Source organism: Synechococcus sp. N19 (assembly GCF_900474045.1).
Taxonomy (GTDB): Bacteria; Cyanobacteriota; Cyanobacteriia; order PCC-6307; family Cyanobiaceae; genus Parasynechococcus.
In genome coordinates, this window is sequence record NZ_UCNR01000009.1 from 223,592 (window position 1) to 239,227 (window position 15,636).

Sequence of the window (15,636 nt, forward strand, 5' to 3'; positions counted from 1 at the left end):
ATCAGTGAGCCTCCGGAAGTTGCGGGTCGAGCGTGGAACCGACGACCTCGGCCGGAGCCGTCTGGTTGCGGTCGCGAATGGTGAGACAAGTGTGGAGCAGACCCTCATCAACGAGAGCTGCGTAGCGATCGGCGATGGCCTGGTTCACCCGTTGGCAATCAGCGATGGCCCGTTCCCGAGCACCCGGCACGCGGCCGGAATAGTCGAAACGCACTACAACCGGAATCGGCAGATCCCGGGACACATTCAGACCCTTGAAAATTTTCACGCCCACATCGAGATCAGGGGCACCCTCCTCGACGGTGTCGAGGTGAGCGAAATACGTGAGGTTGCGCAGATGCACCTCTTTGAAACCGATGCCAACGCCAATGAAACGCTCTGCGTGCCCGGCATCCGGGTACGTGCCCCCGTGAAGATCCTGCACGTAGTCGATCTGGGAGAAGTTATTGGCGAGCAAACGGGTCAGGAACGACACCATCCCGGCATCCATGGGGCCAGGAGCAGAGCTCTCAACAGCTTCAGCAATCTGTGCCATTGCTTGATCGGCACTCATCGATGCCGTGGCGGCATGCAGTTCCCTGGCGCAGAGCCAACGGTCGAGCACCATTTCGCTGTCACGGCTTGGGGGATGCACCCGGATCGCATCGGTGTCGGTGTCGAGGCCAATCAGCAGAAGATCAACGGAGGCACCGCAACAGAAGCTGTTTTCCACCGACTCACGGAAATCGAGCAGGCGTTGATGACCGGCCGCTGCCGCCAGTTCGTCATTGCTGCCATGGGCAGCGCAGCCCTGATGGGAGGGATCGAGGGAACTGAAGTGGTAGGTCACCACCTTCAGGTAACGGGTCGGTTCCGTGGAGGGATTGGGTGAACCTTCGCGGTAGCGACGGTGCTCGGTTTTGACCCAGCGGTTCACCGTGTTCTCCACGTCGAACATGGCGCCAGCGTGGGAACGGCGACGCACAGCGCTGAAGGGAATGCGCATGGCATAGGCCACGGTGTGAGCCAACCGACCATCGGCACAGGGCGTCAGGTCGAGCAGATGGATCCCACAGTCGAGCAGGAACTGTTCGAACTCCCGTGAGGCAGCACTGCCCGTACTTGCATCCAGGGGATCGTCCTGGAAGAAGCGGTCACTGAACAGCCGGTGGCTTTCGAAAACACACCATGCGAACAGGGCGCGCATGTCGAGGGGGCGAACCCAGGCCCGCTGCAGGATGTGATCCGGCAGATCAAAGCCGAGTTGGGACCGGCACAACCGCTGGGCCTGGGGAATGAAATCAGTTTCGTGCTGAAGCGCTGAAACCTGCTGAAGCAGGGGAACGATCCGATCAAAGCGGCCCTTGATCTCCTGCTCATAGGCCTGAAGACGGGCATTGGCCGCTGCATCCGTCAACGGATGGCGCCGGTGGGTGATCGGCAGAGAGCTGCGACTCAGATTAATAGGAACCGCCCGGGTGGCAGCCTTCTCACGGCGGACCCAGCCTGGCTGAGCGGGTGCGGGAAGCTGAACGTCCTTGCTGGAACGAATCCGACCACCACTGACTGGAGCGCCGCCTAGTTGAGCGGCCTTGCCCGCGGTGGTGAGGGCACGGCGCCGATCCAGAGCGGCCTTGCGGGTGGAGGACTCCACGTCAGACGAGGTCTGAACGGAATCAGAGGTTGTGGCCAGCTGTTGAAGCTGACGTCGGGTGGGTGCCGAGGGGGCCTGAGGTCGCCCGCCACGGAGAGGCTTGGAGCGAACCATCAATGAATCAGCCCCGTGCGCCGCCGGAGACGGTGATAAGGGAACCCTTCTCGGTGTTGCCACTGGAACCGGTCACGCGGCTCACAGGCCATTCGTTCTCCTCGTTCCGCTTGCGCTCGAAGGGAGACATGGCACTCATCGGGCCAGGACGGCTGGGGTTACGACGGCGGGCCGAAGCACCCTCAGTACCGGTCACATGCTCACCACGATCCCAGTCATCACCAGTGATCTTGGTGGAGGAGCCCTCGCCGGTTACCCGGGATGCAGGCTTCTCAGAAGGCTCGCTGACCACAGCCACGGTGGGCTGGAACTGGCGCTGCTGACGGTTCTGGAACTCGCGGTTGTCGAAGCGGAACTGCTCGGTACCGGTCACCTTGCCGCCAGCCATGTCAAAAGGGCCGGTGATGCGATTTCCCTGCTCATAGGAGGTACCCGTCACACCAGAGGCGGCCTCACGTTGCTGCTGGGCAGCACGGGCGGGAGACACCACGCTGAAGCGGGTCCAGGCAGCACCCTCAGGAGCTTGGCCGTGGGTGTCGGTGCCGGCAGGAGCGTCAGCGCCGCAGGCAGCGGCCAGCTGATCAGCACCAACGTAAGGGGTGCCGGTGACTGCTTCGCATGCACCACGCTTGTCGCCAGTCATCACACCACCCACACCGGGTTGGATGCCGGTCATGGCAGCAGAAGGGGTGCCGACACGCACAGGCGTACGCTCACGGATGGCCTGAACTGCAGGAGTGCCGCAGTGCTGGCCGGCTTGCTCAAGACCTGCATAGGGGGTGCCGGTGACGGCCTGGCAGCTGCCGGGCTCGTCGCCAGTGACGTTCTCCGAACGGCCCGTACGGGTGCCGCTCACCACCTGGTTGCGGTTGGTGATGCTGAAGCCAACCTTGGCGGCCTCGGGCTCGGGCTTGCCGCCACAGAACGCATTCACCTGCTCAGCACTCACGTACTGATCACCCGTCACGCGGTGGCAGGAGCCGAACTCATCGCCGGTCACCTGAGAGGAACGGCCGACCATGGTGCCCGTCACGCCAGTGCCGGAGAGGGTTCCGGAGAGACCCACCTTGGCGGCAGGGCGACCTTCGGGCAGAGGATCTGAACCGAGGTACTGATCGCCGGTGAGGCTGCGGTTGGCACCTGCTTCATCACCGGTAACGCTGGCGGAGCGACCCACCATCACGCCACTCACGGGGCGCCCCTGTTCCGTGAGGCTGTGGCCCACCTTGCGCGGGGAGGTCACGCCACCACCGCAGTAGGCAGCAGACTGATTAGCGGAGATGTACTCGGTGCCGGTCACGCTCTTGCAGGTGCCGGGCTCATCGCCGGTGACCTTTTCGGAACGGCCAACTTCATTGCCGGTGACGCGGTTGCCGTGGCTGGTGGCCGTGATGCGCACCTTGGCCGGGGTGGTGGCAGCGGGAGCGGTCTGACAGAAGGTCTGGAAGACTTCGGCGCCCAGGTACTCGGTACCGGTAATCGAACGGCAGGTGCTGGCCTCGTTACCGGTGGTTTTCACAGAGCGGTTGGCCTGGGTGCCGGTCACGGTCTGGCCACCGGTCGTGGTGCTTTCACCCACCTTCCAGTGGGCATCAGCGGCGGCGGCTTGCTTGGCGCCGTGGCGGTTGGGACCGGTGGGGCGGGTCACACCAGCGCTTTGCTTGTTACGGGCACCGGCCTTGGTGCGCAGCTCACGCACCTGTTGTGCGAGCTCACGGCTGGTGAGGTCAGGGTTGGCCTGACGGGCAACGGCTGCTGCACTGGTGGGTTGCTTGCCAGCGGTTTTGCCGTGCTTCGACATGGCTTCACGACGGGCCAGCACAAGCGCGCGGCTGGGGTTCTCGATGGCACGACGCTTGGGAGTGGCCGAACGGCGCTCTGTGCGGGCAGACAACTTGGGAGCCGGTGCAATTAGAGAAGCCTTTTCAGCGGCACGCTTGCCACCGCAACCACAGCTCATGGTGGTTTCAGCGGGTGCAGCAGCAGGAGCGGCTGCCTTGGTTTGACGGGCAACATCAGCGCGGTTGCGATCGCGGCTGGTGTCGGCGGTCTTACCGCGGCGGGACAGGGCATCACGACGAGCGAGCACCAGCTCGCGGCTGGGATCGCGATGGGGCTTGACCTGGGAGCTGCGGTTTGCGGGAGCAGCTGTGAAGGAGGTGGTCTGCTGCGGAGCTACAGCAGCGGGGGTGGCAGGTGCAGAGGCAGGCTCAGCAGCTGCGGCCGCGTTGGTGCGGGTGGGACGGGCATCAGCAACGGTGCGAACACGGTTGGCGCCATCACCAGCCGCTACCGAGGACTTCTTACCGGAAGTGGTCAGCGCCTTGCGGCGTTCAAGTGCGAGTTCGCGACTGGAGAGTCTTGCCATGTCCGCCCGAGGATGTCGTCGTGATGTGGAAGGGCACTTGCCCCCCCGGAAAAAGCTGGAGCCCTGATCAGGTCAGGGCTCGGAACCAAGGGTTCGAAGGATCAGCGTCCTTCGAAGACCACGAAGCAGGCACCCTGGCTCTGGGTGTAGGCGTCGTAACCGACGATGCGCACGTGGTGGTCGGGGTATGCGCGGTGGCAAGCCTCGAGCTCACTGACAACAACGTTCAGATCCTTCTCACCGAAGAAGGGGAGCTTCCAATACGACCAGTAGGTGGCCATGGAGTTGCTGGGGTGGACGTGCTCGACGAGCGGGCTCCAACCCTGGGCAATGATGTAGGCGATCTGGTCGTAGATCTCGTCCTGGGTCATCGGCGGGAGGAAGCCGAAGGTCTCCAGGGTGGCGACTGTTTGATAGTCACCCACGGTGCTCTGGAAAGGCATGGGGATCCTGGGTGTAAGAAAAAGGGGTGGCCGGTTGCATCAACCGGCCGTTGAGACGATCAGTTCTGGACGTCGAGCTTGTCGACGGTGTCGAACTCGAACTTGATCTCCTTCCAGGTCTCGAGGGCGATGGCCAGCTCAGGGCTGTGCTTCGCGGCTTCCGTGAGGATGTCGCGGCTCTCTTTCTCGAGATGACGGCCGGCATTGCGTGCCTTGACGCAGGCCTCGAGGGCCACACGGTTGGCAGCAGCACCTGCAGCGGAGCCCCAGGGGTGACCGTGGGTACCACCACCGAACTGAAGAACGGAGTCGTCGCCGAAGATGGTGACCAGGGCTGGCATGTGCCACACGTGGATACCGCCGGAAGCAACGGCGAACACGCCAGGCATGGAACCCCAGTCCTGATCGAAGAAGTTGCCGCGGCTGCGGTCTTCGGGCACGAAAGATTCGCGCAGCTGGTCGATGTAGCCGAGGGTGGTCTGACGATCACCTTCCAGCTTGCCGACCACGGTGCCGGTGTGGAGCTGGTCACCACCGGACAGACGCAGACACTTGGCGAGAACGCGGAAGTGGATGCCGTGCTTGGGGTGACGGTCGATCACCGCGTGCATGGCGCGGTGGATGTGCAGCAACATGCCGTTCTTGCGGCACCACTTCGACAGACCGGTGTTGGCCGTGAAGCCACCGGTGATGAAGTCGTGCATGATGATCGGCATGCCGAGTTCCTTGGCGAACTCAGCGCGCTCGTACATCTCCTCGGGAGTGTTGGCGGTCACGTTGAGGTAGTGACCTTTGCGCTCGCCGGTCTCCTGCTCGGACAGCTTGATAGCTTCCGCAACGAATTCGAAGCGGTTCTGCCAACGCTGGAAGGGCTGGGAGTTGATGTTCTCGTCGTCCTTGGTGAAGTCCAGACCGCCACGCAGGCACTCATAGACAACACGGCCGTAGTTCTTACCGCTCAGGCCGAGCTTCGGCTTGATGGTGCAACCCAGCAGAGGACGGCCATACTTGTTCATCCGGTCGCGCTCGACCTGGATGCCGTTCGGCGGGCCGTAGCAGCTCTTGATGAACGCCATCGGGAAGCGGATGTCTTCCAGACGTAGGTGGCGCAGAGCCTTGAAACCAAACACGTTGCCGACCAGGGAGGTCAGAACGTTGGTGATGGAACCCTCTTCGAACAGGTCAAGGGGGTAGGCGATGAAGGCATAGAAAGACTCCTTGTCACCAGGGACGTCTTCGATGCGGTAGCAACGGCCCTTGTAGAAGTCGAGATCGGTGAGGAGCTCGGACCAAACAGTGGACCAGGTGCCGGTGGAGGATTCAGCAGCCACAGCAGCGGCAACTTCTTCCTTGGGCACACCTTCTTGGCCGGTGCACTTGAAGCAGGCCAGCAGGTCGGTGTCGAGGGGGACGTAATCAGGAGTCCAGTAGGTATCCCTGTACTCCTTGACCCCAGCGTCGTACTTCTTGCTCATGGGAAAACTCCGTTAGGTCGGTGAAGAGGTTGAGACGTTCGCGTGCCTCGTTGAGAGGCTCAGCGGAAGATCTCAGTCCTTCTGACCAAGGAAGTTGCCGTTGCCCAGAGCAGGCTCCACTTCGCGGTGGGGGCGGGCAATGATGTGAGCGGCGACCAGGCCGTCACCGACGCGCTCGCAAGCGTCAGCACCAGCGCGCACAGCAGCGTTGACAGCGCCAGTTTCGCCGCGAACCAGAACGGTGACGTAGCCGCCGCCGACGAACTCACGACCGATCAGGCGCACTTCGGCAGCCTTGGTCATGGCATCAGCTGCCTCGATGGCGGGGACCAGACCGCGTGTCTCGATCATGCCGAGGGCGATGCCCATGGTTTCGTTAGCCATTGCCTACCGGGAGAAGGGGTGGAATGTTCGCTGGGGACATTGCTTCGCCAGAACCCTTCCCGTCAAGCGATTTGGACGACTTTCCCGATCACTGTCCATAGTGAACCAAATAAGCCAGGCTTATCACCCTGTGCCTCACTGTTCCGGTCTGCTGTGGTAGTTCATGTGATCACATCCCCACAAGTCGTTGTCGGCAGTGGTGAAGCTCCATAGGTTCACGTTGCGTCACCTTCCCAAAGCCTTGCTGCGGGGTGGAATGTTCAACCCAAATGGGTGTCGCTGGGTCGAATCCAGAGATTGTTAGTCCCTAGCCCCAACCAGCCCGCACAATGGAGGCCCCCTTTGTTGGCCCTCCTTGGAGCTTCAGCTCACCATCGCCACGGGCAACCCGATCAAGGTTGCCGAAATCGAGGCCATGCTGGGACCTCTTCCTCTGGACGTGCAGCGTCAACCTGCCGATCTGGACGTTGAAGAGACGGGGAGCACCTACCGCGAAAACGCTGAGCTGAAAGCCAGCGCTGCCGCCCTTCGCACCGGCTGCTGGGCCCTGGCTGACGATTCAGGGCTTGAGGTGGATGCGCTTCAAGGGGCACCGGGTCTGTATTCCGCCCGCTACGCCGAGGGAAACGACGCCAAGGTGCAGCGAATCCTGGAGGAACTGATGGGATCTCCTTATCGGAGTGCCTGTTTTCGCAGCACGATGGTGTTGTGTGATCCCTCCGGCAACTGTCGTGCCGCGGCGGAGGGAATCTGCTGGGGCGAACTCCTGAGTGCCCCGGCCTACGCCGGCGGCGGATTCGAATCCTTGCTTTGGGTGCGGGAAGCCCGTTGCAGCTACGGCGAACTGAATGCAGCTCAGCTCAGCCGCCTGGGCAGCCGCGGCAAGGCCGCGCGCGCTCTTGCTCCACAGCTGCGTGAGCTGCTGGACCTGAGCTGATCCGAGCTGGCCTGAGCGCTCAGCTCAGCCTTGCGTTGCTGTTGATGTGGTCGATGGCGCGCATCGCCGCCGCGGCCGCTTCCTCCACATCACCTTCCCGTCCCGCCAGGGTGAGACGTCCGAAGGCACCCACCGCTTTCACGTCCACCAAGGTGATGTTGGAGGCTTTTTCCGCTTCGTTGGCAGCGATCAACACGTATCCGGCCGGCTCCGTCTCCAGGATGAACATGCTCATCCCGGCTTCGATCATTGAGCCGCGTCGGTTCTGCCGGTTGATCAGCACGGCATGGTCGGGGGTGATCGCCCGGATCACTTCCGTCCAGCTCACATCGGCTGGAGAACGCTGATCGATGGTGCTCCCGATCGCTTCCAACACCACATCTCCGGAATGGAGCACCGTGCTCTGGTCGCGGTGATAGAGGGCCATCGAGCCGAACGCCCGCTCCACCACCATCTGGCCGAGACGGACGTTGCTTGCCTTCAGGGCGATGTCCGTCACCCGATGCACCGCCATGCCCGGTGACACCTCCATCCAGAGGCAGGCATCTCCAGGGATGGGCAGAAAGCCCTGGCTCACAGAACCCATGTAGGCCGCCAGTTGCGGCTGGAGCGAGTCGATGAAGACGTGGGTGCGCAGTTCGATCGACTGAACATGGCTGTTCTGCCGCAACAGTCGAGGCGACTCCGAATCCGTTGTCACAACACAGCTCGCCCCCCCTTGCTGGGGGGTCACCTCAGTGCCGGTGACGAGAGCACTACCGCCGCGTCGCCGCTCCCGAGCATCGAAGCTGGCAAAACGGGTCATGGCGGGGAGTGTACCGGACGAATTCAGCTGAAACGGGCCAATAAAGAGTTAGAGCCTGCGGTCTTGCGCCTTGAAAAACAGCCGATACCGTCCGGAGAACCCCTCTAGAGATCTTGCAATGACTGAGCAGTCTTCTTTGAAGCCAGTGGATCTCAACGCTGATCAAGCCCTCGGGATGGTGAGCTTCGGCCTGATGCAACGGCTTGCTCAGGACGGCCAGGTGGATCTGCCCTGGCTGGAGGCATCAGGAAACGCAGACAGTGAGCGTCTGCGCCAGCTGCGTCAACGGCTGGAACTGACGTCATTGGCCATCGAAACCGGTGCTCCACTCACCACCGCGGAGGTGAGCATGCTGCTGGGGGCCCGCCCCGGAACGGAACGGGTGGAACGCGGTGGCCTCGTTGCCCGCCGAGTCAGCCGCAACGTCTGGCGCTTGAGCAAAGCAGAGGAGAGCGATCGCTCAGATCGTTACGACGGATTCCGTCGCCGCCTTTGAGCTGCGGCAGGGCCTGCCTGGCTTAGGCGATCCCAAAGAGTTTGAGCGACCTTTCCACTCCTCAGCGGATTTCTTCGCAACTTGGAGAGGTTGATCATCAAGGGAGCGGCCGATGGCCGGGCCAACGCTGCTAAAGGAGTCGGGGCCGCGCGAAGTGTTCTGCGGCCTCACCTCGATTGTGTGGCTGCATCGGCGCATGCCCGATGCCTTTTTTCTTGTGGTGGGATCACGCACCTGCGCCCATCTGATCCAGAGCGCCGCAGGGGTGATGATTTTTGCCGAACCCCGTTTCGGCACAGCCATTCTCAGCGAGCGGGATCTGGCTGGCCTCGCCGATGCCCACGACGAACTCGACCGGGTCTGCAGGGAACTGCTGCAACGCCGCCCCGAAATCCGCACGCTGTTTCTGGTGGGGTCCTGCCCCAGCGAAGTGATCAAGCTGGATTTGGCCCGGGCCGCCGAACGGCTCAACGAAGAACTGACAGGCCGGGTGCGGGTGGTGAACTACTCCGGCAGCGGCATTGAAACCACGTTCACCCAGGGAGAAGACGGGGCACTGGCAGCCCTCGTTCCCCTGCTCCCCGCCAGCGATGAGCGTCAGTTGCTGCTGGTGGGAACCCTCGCTGATGCAGTGGAAGACCGGCAGATGCACCTGTTCCAGCGGATGGGCATCGAGACGATTCGCAGCCTTCCGCCCCGGCAATCGACTGACCTGCCCGCCGTGGGAGCTGGAACCACGGTGCTGCTGACCCAACCCTTTCTCACGGAAACTGCGCGCCTGCTCAGCGACCGCGGCGCCACAGTGCTCACGGCCCCCTTCCCGTTGGGGGCCGAGGGGAGTCGCCGCTGGATGGAGGCTGCTGCTGCTGCCTTTCATCTGCCTGATGAACGGGTTGCTGCTGTGCTCGACCCGTTGATGGAGCGCGCCCAGAGCGCCTTGGCCCGCCATCGCGCCGTGCTGGAGGGCAAGCGGATCTTCCTGCTTCCCGAATCCCAGCTGGAACTGCCCCTGGCCCGGTTTCTGCAACGGGAATGCGGCATGGAACTGGTGGAGGTGGGCACGCCTTATCTGAACCGCGAACAGATGGCTGCCGAGCTGGCCTTGCTCCCCGATGACGTCCCGGTGATGGAGGGGCAACACGTGGAGCAGCAACTGGACCGGGTTCGCGCCAGCCAGCCCGACCTGGTGGTGTGCGGGATGGGCCTGGCCAATCCGCTGGAGGCCGAAGGCATCGCCACCAAATGGTCGATCGAACTGGTGTTCAGCCCGATCCACGGCATCGACCAGGCCGGCGACCTGGCGGAACTGTTTTCGCGGCCGTTGCGTCGCCGGCAACTGATTCGACCTGGCCTCCACCCCAGCAGCCCCGACCCAACCGTGCACGCCTGATCCCATGCAACTCACGCTCTGGACCTACGAAGGGCCACCTCATGTGGGGGCCATGCGCATTGCCGCCTCCATGCGCGGCGTTCATTACGTGCTCCATGCCCCCCAGGGGGACACCTATGCCGATCTGCTGTTCACGATGATTGAGCGGCGCGGACAGCGTCCGCCCGTCACCTACACCACCTTTCAGGCCCGGGATCTCGGCGGGGACACCGCCGAACTGGTGAAACGGCATGTGCGTGAAGCGGTGGATCGCTTCCAACCCGATGCCCTGCTGGTGGGGGAAAGCTGCACCGCGGAGTTGATTCAGGATCAGCCCGGTGCCCTGGCCCAGGGCATGGAGCTCACCATGCCGGTGGTGAGTCTGGAGCTGCCGGCCTACAGCAAAAAAGAGAACTGGGGAGCCGCGGAAACCTTCTACCAACTGGTGCGCAACCTGCTGAAGGAGCAGGCGCCAGCCAACAGCCAGCACGACCCCAGGGCATGGCAACACCAGGGCCGCCGGCCCCGGGTGAACCTGTTGGGTCCATCCCTGCTGGGCTTCCGCTGCCGCGACGACGTACTGGAGGTGCAGAAACTGCTCACCCTGCACGGCATCGATGTAGGTGTGGTGGCGCCCCTCGGGGCAGGCGTGGAGGATCTGCAGCGGATCCCCGATGCCGATCTCAACGTCTGCCTTTATCCAGAGGTGGCGGAATCCAGCTGCAGCTGGCTGGAGCGCAATTTCGGCATGCCCTTCAGCCGAACGGTGCCGATTGGCGTGGGCGCCACCCACGATTTCCTCGTCGAAGTACACGAAATGCTGGGGATGGAGCCCCCCGCCCCCGACGAGGGCTACCGGCGCTCACGCCTGCCCTGGTATTCGGAATCCGTGGACTCCACGTACCTCACAGGCAAGCGGGTGTTCATCTTTGGCGACGGCAGTCACGCCCTCGCCGCAGCCCGGATCTGCAGCGAGGAACTGGGTTTCACGGTGGTGGGGCTGGGCACCTACAGCCGGGAGATGGCCCGGCCCGTGCGGGCCGCCGCCAAAGCCCTGGGCCTGGAGGCCCTGATCAGTGACGACTACCTGGCGGTGGAAGCGGCCATGGCCGAAGCGGCACCGGAACTGGTGCTGGGAACCCAGATGGAGCGCCACAGCGCCAAGCGGCTGGGGATTCCCTGCGCGGTGATCAGCACACCCATGCATGTGCAGGACGTTCCTGCCCGAATGAGCCCCCAGATGGGCTGGGAAGGAGCAAACGTGATCTTCGACGACTGGGTGCACCCGCTGATGATGGGCCTGGAGGAACACCTGATCGGCATGTTCCGCCACGACTTCGAATTCGTGGATGGCCATCAGAGCCACCTGGGCCATGCCGGTGGTGCCGGCGCCGCCGACAGTTCCGGCTTGAGTGACATCCCAGGGGAGGGCGATGGCGCTCTGCAGTGGACGGCCGATGGAGAAGCCGAGCTGAAGAAGATCCCCTTCTTCGTACGGGGAAAGGTGCGACGCAACACGGAGGCTTACGCGCGCGATGTGGGCTGCAGAGAGATCAGCAGCGAAACGCTTTATGACGCAAAAGCCCACTTCAAGGCATGAGCATTTGCACTCATTTTTTTTATTTAATCGAAAGAAATTCTGCTATTGCAACTCAACCAAGAACCAGATCTTTCATTTCTTGGTGAAAACCAACCACTGCACATCTGCTGCTGTTGAATGAAATCGACTTCTCTTGCACAGGTCGCTGCATGACCACAACCCTGACGCGACCGGCAGACGGTGAAGGCAGCGTGCAGGTCCACCAGGACCCGGCACTGAACATCCAGGAAGAAACCCTGGTGATCGCGGTCTATGGCAAAGGCGGGATCGGCAAATCCACCACCTCCTCGAACCTGTCAGCCGCCTTCTCGAAGCTGGGCAAGCGGGTGCTTCAAATCGGCTGCGACCCCAAGCACGACAGCACCTTCACCCTTACCCACAAGATGGTGCCGACGGTGATCGACATCCTTGAAGAGGTGGACTTCCACAGCGAAGAGCTGAGGCCTGAAGATTTCGTCTTCACCGGCTTCAACGGGGTGCAGTGCGTCGAGAGCGGCGGCCCACCGGCGGGCACGGGCTGCGGCGGATACGTGACCGGGCAGACCGTGAAACTGCTCAAGGAGCACCATCTGCTGGAAGACACCGATGTGGTGATCTTCGATGTGCTCGGCGATGTGGTGTGTGGTGGTTTCGCCGCCCCGCTTCAGCACGCCAACTATTGCCTGATTGTGACCGCCAACGATTTCGATTCGATCTTCGCGATGAATCGCATCGTTCAGGCGATTCAAGCAAAAGCCAAGAACTACAAGGTGCGGCTTGGCGGCGTTGTTGCGAACCGCTCGGCAGACACCGATCAGATTGACAAGTTCAACGATCGCACCGGCCTGCGCACCATGGCCCATTTCAGGGATGTGGATGCCATCCGGCGATCCCGACTCAAGAAATGCACCATCTTTGAAATGGATGATGCCGATGAGGCTGTGCAAGCGGTGCAGAACGAATATCTGCGGCTGGCCCAGAACATGCTCGACAAGGTGGAGCCGCTCGAGGCCACATCCCTCAAAGACCGCGAAATCTTCGACCTGCTGGGATTCGATTGATCCTCACTTGATCAACAAAGCCATCAACAAAGCCCTGGCCGCTGCAACCGGGGCCTTGTTGTGATGAGCTCAGCTCAAAGGCCAACGAGTTTCATCGACAGCTCCCACACCCGGCGGGCTGTTTCTGAATCAGTGGCCTTGTCGGAGAGTTCCTGGCTGAACTGCTGTCCATCCTTCTTCTGGCGGTTGCCCCAGCTCCAGTGCACCCCGGATTCGGCGAAGTCGGGATTGGCCACCACATCAGCCACCCGTTCCCCCGCCAGGGCCTGGGAGACGTAGCCGCCGGTGATGTTTTTCTGAAACCAGGGGAAGATCGTCTGGAAGGCCTTGGGGGTGTTGCGGAACAACGGTGTGTCCGCCACACAGCCCGGGTAGAGCGACGTGAAGGTGATCCCCGTGTCCCCGTGCAGACGGCGATGCAGCTCCTGGGTGGTGATCATGTTGCAGAGCTTGCTGTCTTTGTAGGCCTTGCCGGGCTTGAACGGCTTGCCACTAGCCATGGTGACGGGGTCTTTGAACCCGGCTTCAAAACCAGAGAGGTCCCCCAGATCTGCCGGCGCAGGGATCGGAATCTTGCCCCCCAGCTCCTTGGAGTTCGCCGTCACGGTGCCCAGGATCACCACCCGCTTGGAGGGATGAGTGGAGGCCTTCAGCCGACCCAAGAGCAGCTGAACCAGCAGGAAATGGCCGAAATGGTTGGTGGCCATCGAGATTTCGTAGCCCTGGGGCGAACGCTCCGGCTGCTTCAGTTTCGGCTTGTACACGGCTGCATTGCAGACCACAGCATCCAATCGCTCGGGCAAGGCATCCACCGCCCGACGCACACTGTCGAGATCACCCAGATCCATCAGCACGTGCTTGAGCCGGTCTTTCGGGAGATCCAGCTCATCCGCCGCCGCCGCGGCACGCTGCGGGCTGCGGTTCGCCGTGATCACCGTCCAACCCCGCTTCACCAAGGCGCAGGTGGCATTCAGGCCCACACCGGAGGTGGTGCCGGTGATCAGAACGGTGCCGGGCGTGGACATCAAGACAGGGCCAGGAAGGCTGCCAGTCTGCCGGTCAGCACTCAATCCCAACGCCGCTGGTCACGAATCTCAGCGCCAGATCACGCGCAGACGGTTGGGGGCGATCCACTGATCCTGCTCGCTGATCAGACGCTTCTCTCCACCGATGCTGAACAGACGATCAAAACGATGTTGCAGCGTTTCCAATTTCGCCGACTCAATCGACACGACCGCCGCGATTTCACTGTGGCGATCCATGCGTTCTTGATAGGCCACGGACAGACGGATCAAGCTCACAGCGCCCAACAGAACAAGCCCAGCCTTGGCCGCCAAGGCGAGAAGGCTGCACTGCAGTTCCTGTTGGTCGGTCTGCCGCTGAATCGCCGCAGCCATGCTGGCTGCATCCGTGCGGGGAGCTGATCTTTGAACCTGACTGGGGGTCACCGCATCAGCAAGAACATCCGCTTGTAACGCAATCTGTTCTCAGTGCCAAGACCAGCTCTACGCCCGTTGATCTGGGCTGCCTTTGAAATCAGGCCTCGTAAAGGCTGATGGAGAGACGCAGAGCCAGAACAGCGGCATGGGCAGCCACCACGAGGGCAATGAACACCTCAGGTGCAGACAGAACGGTTTCCATGGGAGCCATGCATCAAACGGTCCCATTCTTCTCTGAGGGAAGGGCTGCAGGCCATCATTCGCAAAGGCCTGTCACACCAGCCCATGGATCCGGTTCTGATCGATGCCCCTGCTATCCGCGCCTTGGATCTAGGGCCGCTGGAGATCTGGAGCACTCAGCCGCTGGATGCACTACTGAGCCAGGGGCCAGTGCTCGAGCTTCGTTTCGATTGGCCCCGGGCGCAGGATGACCCACGCGAACTGCCGGAATGCCCCGAGCCTCGGCTCTGGGCCCTGCGGGCCGATGCACGCTACCCCTGGCTGCCGCTCTTGCTTGAACGCGACCAGGGCAGCCTTATTCGCCATGTGGCCCTGGTGGTGCCCCACAGTTTCAGCCGTAGCGAAGGGCTGCGTTTTGACCCGGAAGCCTTGGAACTCTGGGTAACGCATCGATTGATGCTGTTGGACGACCTCTGCCAGCGAGAGCTCGGACGCCCGATGCGGGGCAACCTCTCCCAGATGGCCGCAGCCCTGGGCTACGAGCTGGATGCGGGATTTTGGAACCTGTTGGGCTGACCAGTCAGCTCAGCCAAAGCTGCAGGGCCCGCCTGGAGCTGTCGATCGCCAGGATGATGGCGAGTGCCCGCAGACAGCGCACCAGCAGGGCCGCATCAAACTGATCGAGCCGGCTGGCCGTCCACTGCGCAGCGATCGCCGCCACCGCCCCCAGCAGCAGGCCCATCAGAGGAACGCCGCGTCCTTCATGCAGGAACTGGAGGGATGCTGCGCTGGCCGAGCAGAGCACCGCCACCGTGCTCAGCCGCACGGCCTGATGAATCGGCACAGACATCGGACCGCTCATCAGGGGCACCATCACAAGCCCCCCGCCCAGGCCCAACATCCCAGCGGTCCAGCCGGCGATGCAGCCCACACCCGCCAACTGCGGAGCGCTGCCGTCATCAACGTCATCATTGGCATCCGCCTCGGGCCGTTCGCGAACGCAGAACGCCAGCACGATGTACATCAGCGTCTGCATCGCTAGCAGAATCCAGCCCGCTGCCAAACCGGCCAAACCACCGAACAGCAGTGCCGAGCCAAAGGCCGCCAAGCCGATGGCGAGTCCCGGCCGGGTCGGCAGCCGGCCCTGGCGCAGATGGGTGATGGTGCCCGCCAAAGCCGTGGGCACAATGGCGAAACTGCTGGTGGCCAGGGCCTGATGGGGCGGGAGATCAAGCCAGAGCAGGAGCGGGGCAAAGATCAAGCCACCGCCGATTCCCAACAACCCGGCCAAGCCCCCCGCCAGCAGGCCCAGGGCGATCAGGATCGGCACATCCCACCAAGGCACCATGGCGT

Annotated in this window: 16 protein-coding genes; 6 read left to right on the forward strand and 10 right to left on the reverse strand. The window is 62.6% G+C overall.

Annotated elements, in window-relative coordinates; all coding sequences use genetic code 11:
- Position 1: 1 nt before the first annotated feature.
- The 5 genes from DXY02_RS06225 to DXY02_RS06245 form a co-directional block, all read right to left on the reverse strand.
- Positions 2-1,747, reverse strand: a complete 1,746-nt coding sequence (locus tag DXY02_RS06225; RefSeq protein ID WP_114988512.1) for a carboxysome shell carbonic anhydrase — start codon at positions 1,745-1,747, stop codon at positions 2-4.
- A gap of 7 nt (positions 1,748-1,754) precedes the next feature.
- Entirely contained in the window at positions 1,755-4,115 is a 2,361-nt protein-coding gene (locus DXY02_RS06230; protein WP_114988513.1) for a CsoS2 family carboxysome shell protein, read from the reverse strand.
- A 101-nt stretch (positions 4,116-4,216) separates the two neighbouring features.
- Positions 4,217-4,558 (reverse strand): ribulose bisphosphate carboxylase small subunit, encoded by a 342-nt coding sequence (locus tag DXY02_RS06235; RefSeq protein ID WP_006043651.1) that lies wholly within the window; start codon positions 4,556-4,558, stop codon positions 4,217-4,219.
- A 59-nt stretch (positions 4,559-4,617) separates the two neighbouring features.
- Complete coding sequence (locus DXY02_RS06240) at positions 4,618-6,033, reverse strand: form I ribulose bisphosphate carboxylase large subunit (RefSeq protein ID WP_011363747.1); 1,416 nt, start codon at positions 6,031-6,033, stop codon at positions 4,618-4,620.
- 72 nt (positions 6,034-6,105) lie between these two features.
- The gene (locus DXY02_RS06245; protein WP_006169870.1) at positions 6,106-6,417 is read right to left on the reverse strand and encodes a BMC domain-containing protein; all 312 of its coding nucleotides are present in this window, start codon (positions 6,415-6,417) and stop codon (positions 6,106-6,108) included.
- 355 nt (positions 6,418-6,772) lie between these two features.
- Here DXY02_RS06245 and DXY02_RS06250 point away from each other — a divergent pair, with 355 nt between their 5' ends.
- Positions 6,773-7,354 (forward strand): non-canonical purine NTP pyrophosphatase, encoded by a 582-nt coding sequence (locus DXY02_RS06250; RefSeq protein ID WP_114988514.1) that lies wholly within the window; start codon positions 6,773-6,775, stop codon positions 7,352-7,354.
- 19 nt (positions 7,355-7,373) lie between these two features.
- Here DXY02_RS06250 and DXY02_RS06255 read toward each other — a convergent pair whose 3' ends face one another.
- A complete protein-coding gene (locus DXY02_RS06255) occupies positions 7,374-8,159 on the reverse strand; it encodes a BMC domain-containing protein (RefSeq protein WP_114988515.1) in 786 nt (261 codons plus the stop codon).
- 118 nt (positions 8,160-8,277) lie between these two features.
- On the opposite strand from DXY02_RS06255, the gene DXY02_RS06260 reads away from it, so the two are divergent.
- From DXY02_RS06260 to bchL, 4 genes are all read left to right on the forward strand, one after another.
- Positions 8,278-8,655 carry a hypothetical protein gene (locus DXY02_RS06260; RefSeq protein WP_038556224.1) on the forward strand — a complete coding sequence of 126 codons (378 nt, stop codon included), beginning with the start codon at positions 8,278-8,280 and terminating at the stop codon, positions 8,653-8,655.
- A gap of 112 nt (positions 8,656-8,767) precedes the next feature.
- The gene (locus DXY02_RS06265; RefSeq protein WP_114988516.1) at positions 8,768-10,045 is read left to right on the forward strand and encodes a ferredoxin:protochlorophyllide reductase (ATP-dependent) subunit N; all 1,278 of its coding nucleotides are present in this window, start codon (positions 8,768-8,770) and stop codon (positions 10,043-10,045) included.
- 4 nt (positions 10,046-10,049) lie between these two features.
- Positions 10,050-11,624, forward strand: a complete 1,575-nt coding sequence (locus tag DXY02_RS06270; protein WP_114988517.1) for a ferredoxin:protochlorophyllide reductase (ATP-dependent) subunit B — start codon at positions 10,050-10,052, stop codon at positions 11,622-11,624.
- Positions 11,625-11,773: 149 nt separating this feature from the next.
- Positions 11,774-12,664, forward strand: a complete 891-nt coding sequence (gene bchL, locus DXY02_RS06275) for a ferredoxin:protochlorophyllide reductase (ATP-dependent) iron-sulfur ATP-binding protein (protein ID WP_114988518.1) — start codon at positions 11,774-11,776, stop codon at positions 12,662-12,664.
- A gap of 74 nt (positions 12,665-12,738) precedes the next feature.
- On the opposite strand, the gene DXY02_RS06280 is transcribed toward bchL, so the two are convergent.
- The 3 genes from DXY02_RS06280 to psaM all read right to left on the reverse strand — a co-directional run bounded on the left by DXY02_RS06280 (position 12,739) and on the right by psaM (position 14,305).
- Positions 12,739-13,689: a protochlorophyllide reductase gene (locus tag DXY02_RS06280; RefSeq protein ID WP_114988637.1), complete on the reverse strand. Its 951-nt coding sequence runs from the start codon at positions 13,687-13,689 to the stop codon at positions 12,739-12,741.
- Between the two features lie 69 nt (positions 13,690-13,758).
- Positions 13,759-14,061, reverse strand: coding sequence for a hypothetical protein (locus tag DXY02_RS06285; protein ID WP_114988519.1), 303 nt, complete (start codon positions 14,059-14,061; stop codon positions 13,759-13,761).
- A gap of 139 nt (positions 14,062-14,200) precedes the next feature.
- On the reverse strand, positions 14,201-14,305 hold the full coding sequence (gene psaM, locus DXY02_RS06290; RefSeq protein ID WP_025362433.1) for a photosystem I reaction center subunit XII: 105 nt from the start codon (positions 14,303-14,305) through the stop codon (positions 14,201-14,203).
- 83 nt (positions 14,306-14,388) lie between these two features.
- Here psaM and DXY02_RS06295 point away from each other — a divergent pair, with 83 nt between their 5' ends.
- Positions 14,389-14,859, forward strand: a complete 471-nt coding sequence (locus DXY02_RS06295; RefSeq protein WP_114988520.1) for a CRR6 family NdhI maturation factor — start codon at positions 14,389-14,391, stop codon at positions 14,857-14,859.
- Positions 14,860-14,863: 4 nt separating this feature from the next.
- Here the strand turns inward: DXY02_RS06295 and DXY02_RS06300 are convergent, their stop codons facing one another.
- Positions 14,864-15,631: a sulfite exporter TauE/SafE family protein gene (locus DXY02_RS06300; protein WP_114988521.1), complete on the reverse strand. Its 768-nt coding sequence runs from the start codon at positions 15,629-15,631 to the stop codon at positions 14,864-14,866.
- Positions 15,632-15,636 lie beyond the last annotated feature (5 nt).

What these genes read in the sequence shown, in the direction of transcription:
- DXY02_RS06245 (WP_006169870.1), bottom strand. Translation starts at nt 6,417, where the DNA reads ATGGCTAACGAAACCATGGGCATCGCCCTCGGCATGATCGAGACACGC.
- psaM (WP_025362433.1), bottom strand. Translation starts at nt 14,305, where the DNA reads ATGGAAACCGTTCTGTCTGCACCTGAGGTGTTCATTGCCCTCGTGGTG.
- DXY02_RS06300 (WP_114988521.1), bottom strand. Translation starts at nt 15,631, where the DNA reads ATGGTGCCTTGGTGGGATGTGCCGATCCTGATCGCCCTGGGCCTGCTG.
- bchL (WP_114988518.1), top strand. Translation starts at nt 11,774, where the DNA reads ATGACCACAACCCTGACGCGACCGGCAGACGGTGAAGGCAGCGTGCAG.
- DXY02_RS06265 (WP_114988516.1), top strand. Translation starts at nt 8,768, where the DNA reads ATGGCCGGGCCAACGCTGCTAAAGGAGTCGGGGCCGCGCGAAGTGTTC.
- DXY02_RS06225 (WP_114988512.1), bottom strand. Translation starts at nt 1,747, where the DNA reads ATGGTTCGCTCCAAGCCTCTCCGTGGCGGGCGACCTCAGGCCCCCTCG.
- DXY02_RS06240 (WP_011363747.1), bottom strand. Translation starts at nt 6,033, where the DNA reads ATGAGCAAGAAGTACGACGCTGGGGTCAAGGAGTACAGGGATACCTAC.
- DXY02_RS06260 (WP_038556224.1), top strand. Translation starts at nt 8,278, where the DNA reads ATGACTGAGCAGTCTTCTTTGAAGCCAGTGGATCTCAACGCTGATCAA.
- DXY02_RS06280 (WP_114988637.1), bottom strand. Translation starts at nt 13,689, where the DNA reads ATGTCCACGCCCGGCACCGTTCTGATCACCGGCACCACCTCCGGTGTG.
- DXY02_RS06285 (WP_114988519.1), bottom strand. Translation starts at nt 14,061, where the DNA reads ATGGCTGCGGCGATTCAGCGGCAGACCGACCAACAGGAACTGCAGTGC.
- DXY02_RS06295 (WP_114988520.1), top strand. Translation starts at nt 14,389, where the DNA reads ATGGATCCGGTTCTGATCGATGCCCCTGCTATCCGCGCCTTGGATCTA.
- DXY02_RS06255 (WP_114988515.1), bottom strand. Translation starts at nt 8,159, where the DNA reads ATGACCCGTTTTGCCAGCTTCGATGCTCGGGAGCGGCGACGCGGCGGT.
- DXY02_RS06235 (WP_006043651.1), bottom strand. Translation starts at nt 4,558, where the DNA reads ATGCCTTTCCAGAGCACCGTGGGTGACTATCAAACAGTCGCCACCCTG.
- DXY02_RS06270 (WP_114988517.1), top strand. Translation starts at nt 10,050, where the DNA reads ATGCAACTCACGCTCTGGACCTACGAAGGGCCACCTCATGTGGGGGCC.
- DXY02_RS06230 (WP_114988513.1), bottom strand. Translation starts at nt 4,115, where the DNA reads ATGGCAAGACTCTCCAGTCGCGAACTCGCACTTGAACGCCGCAAGGCG.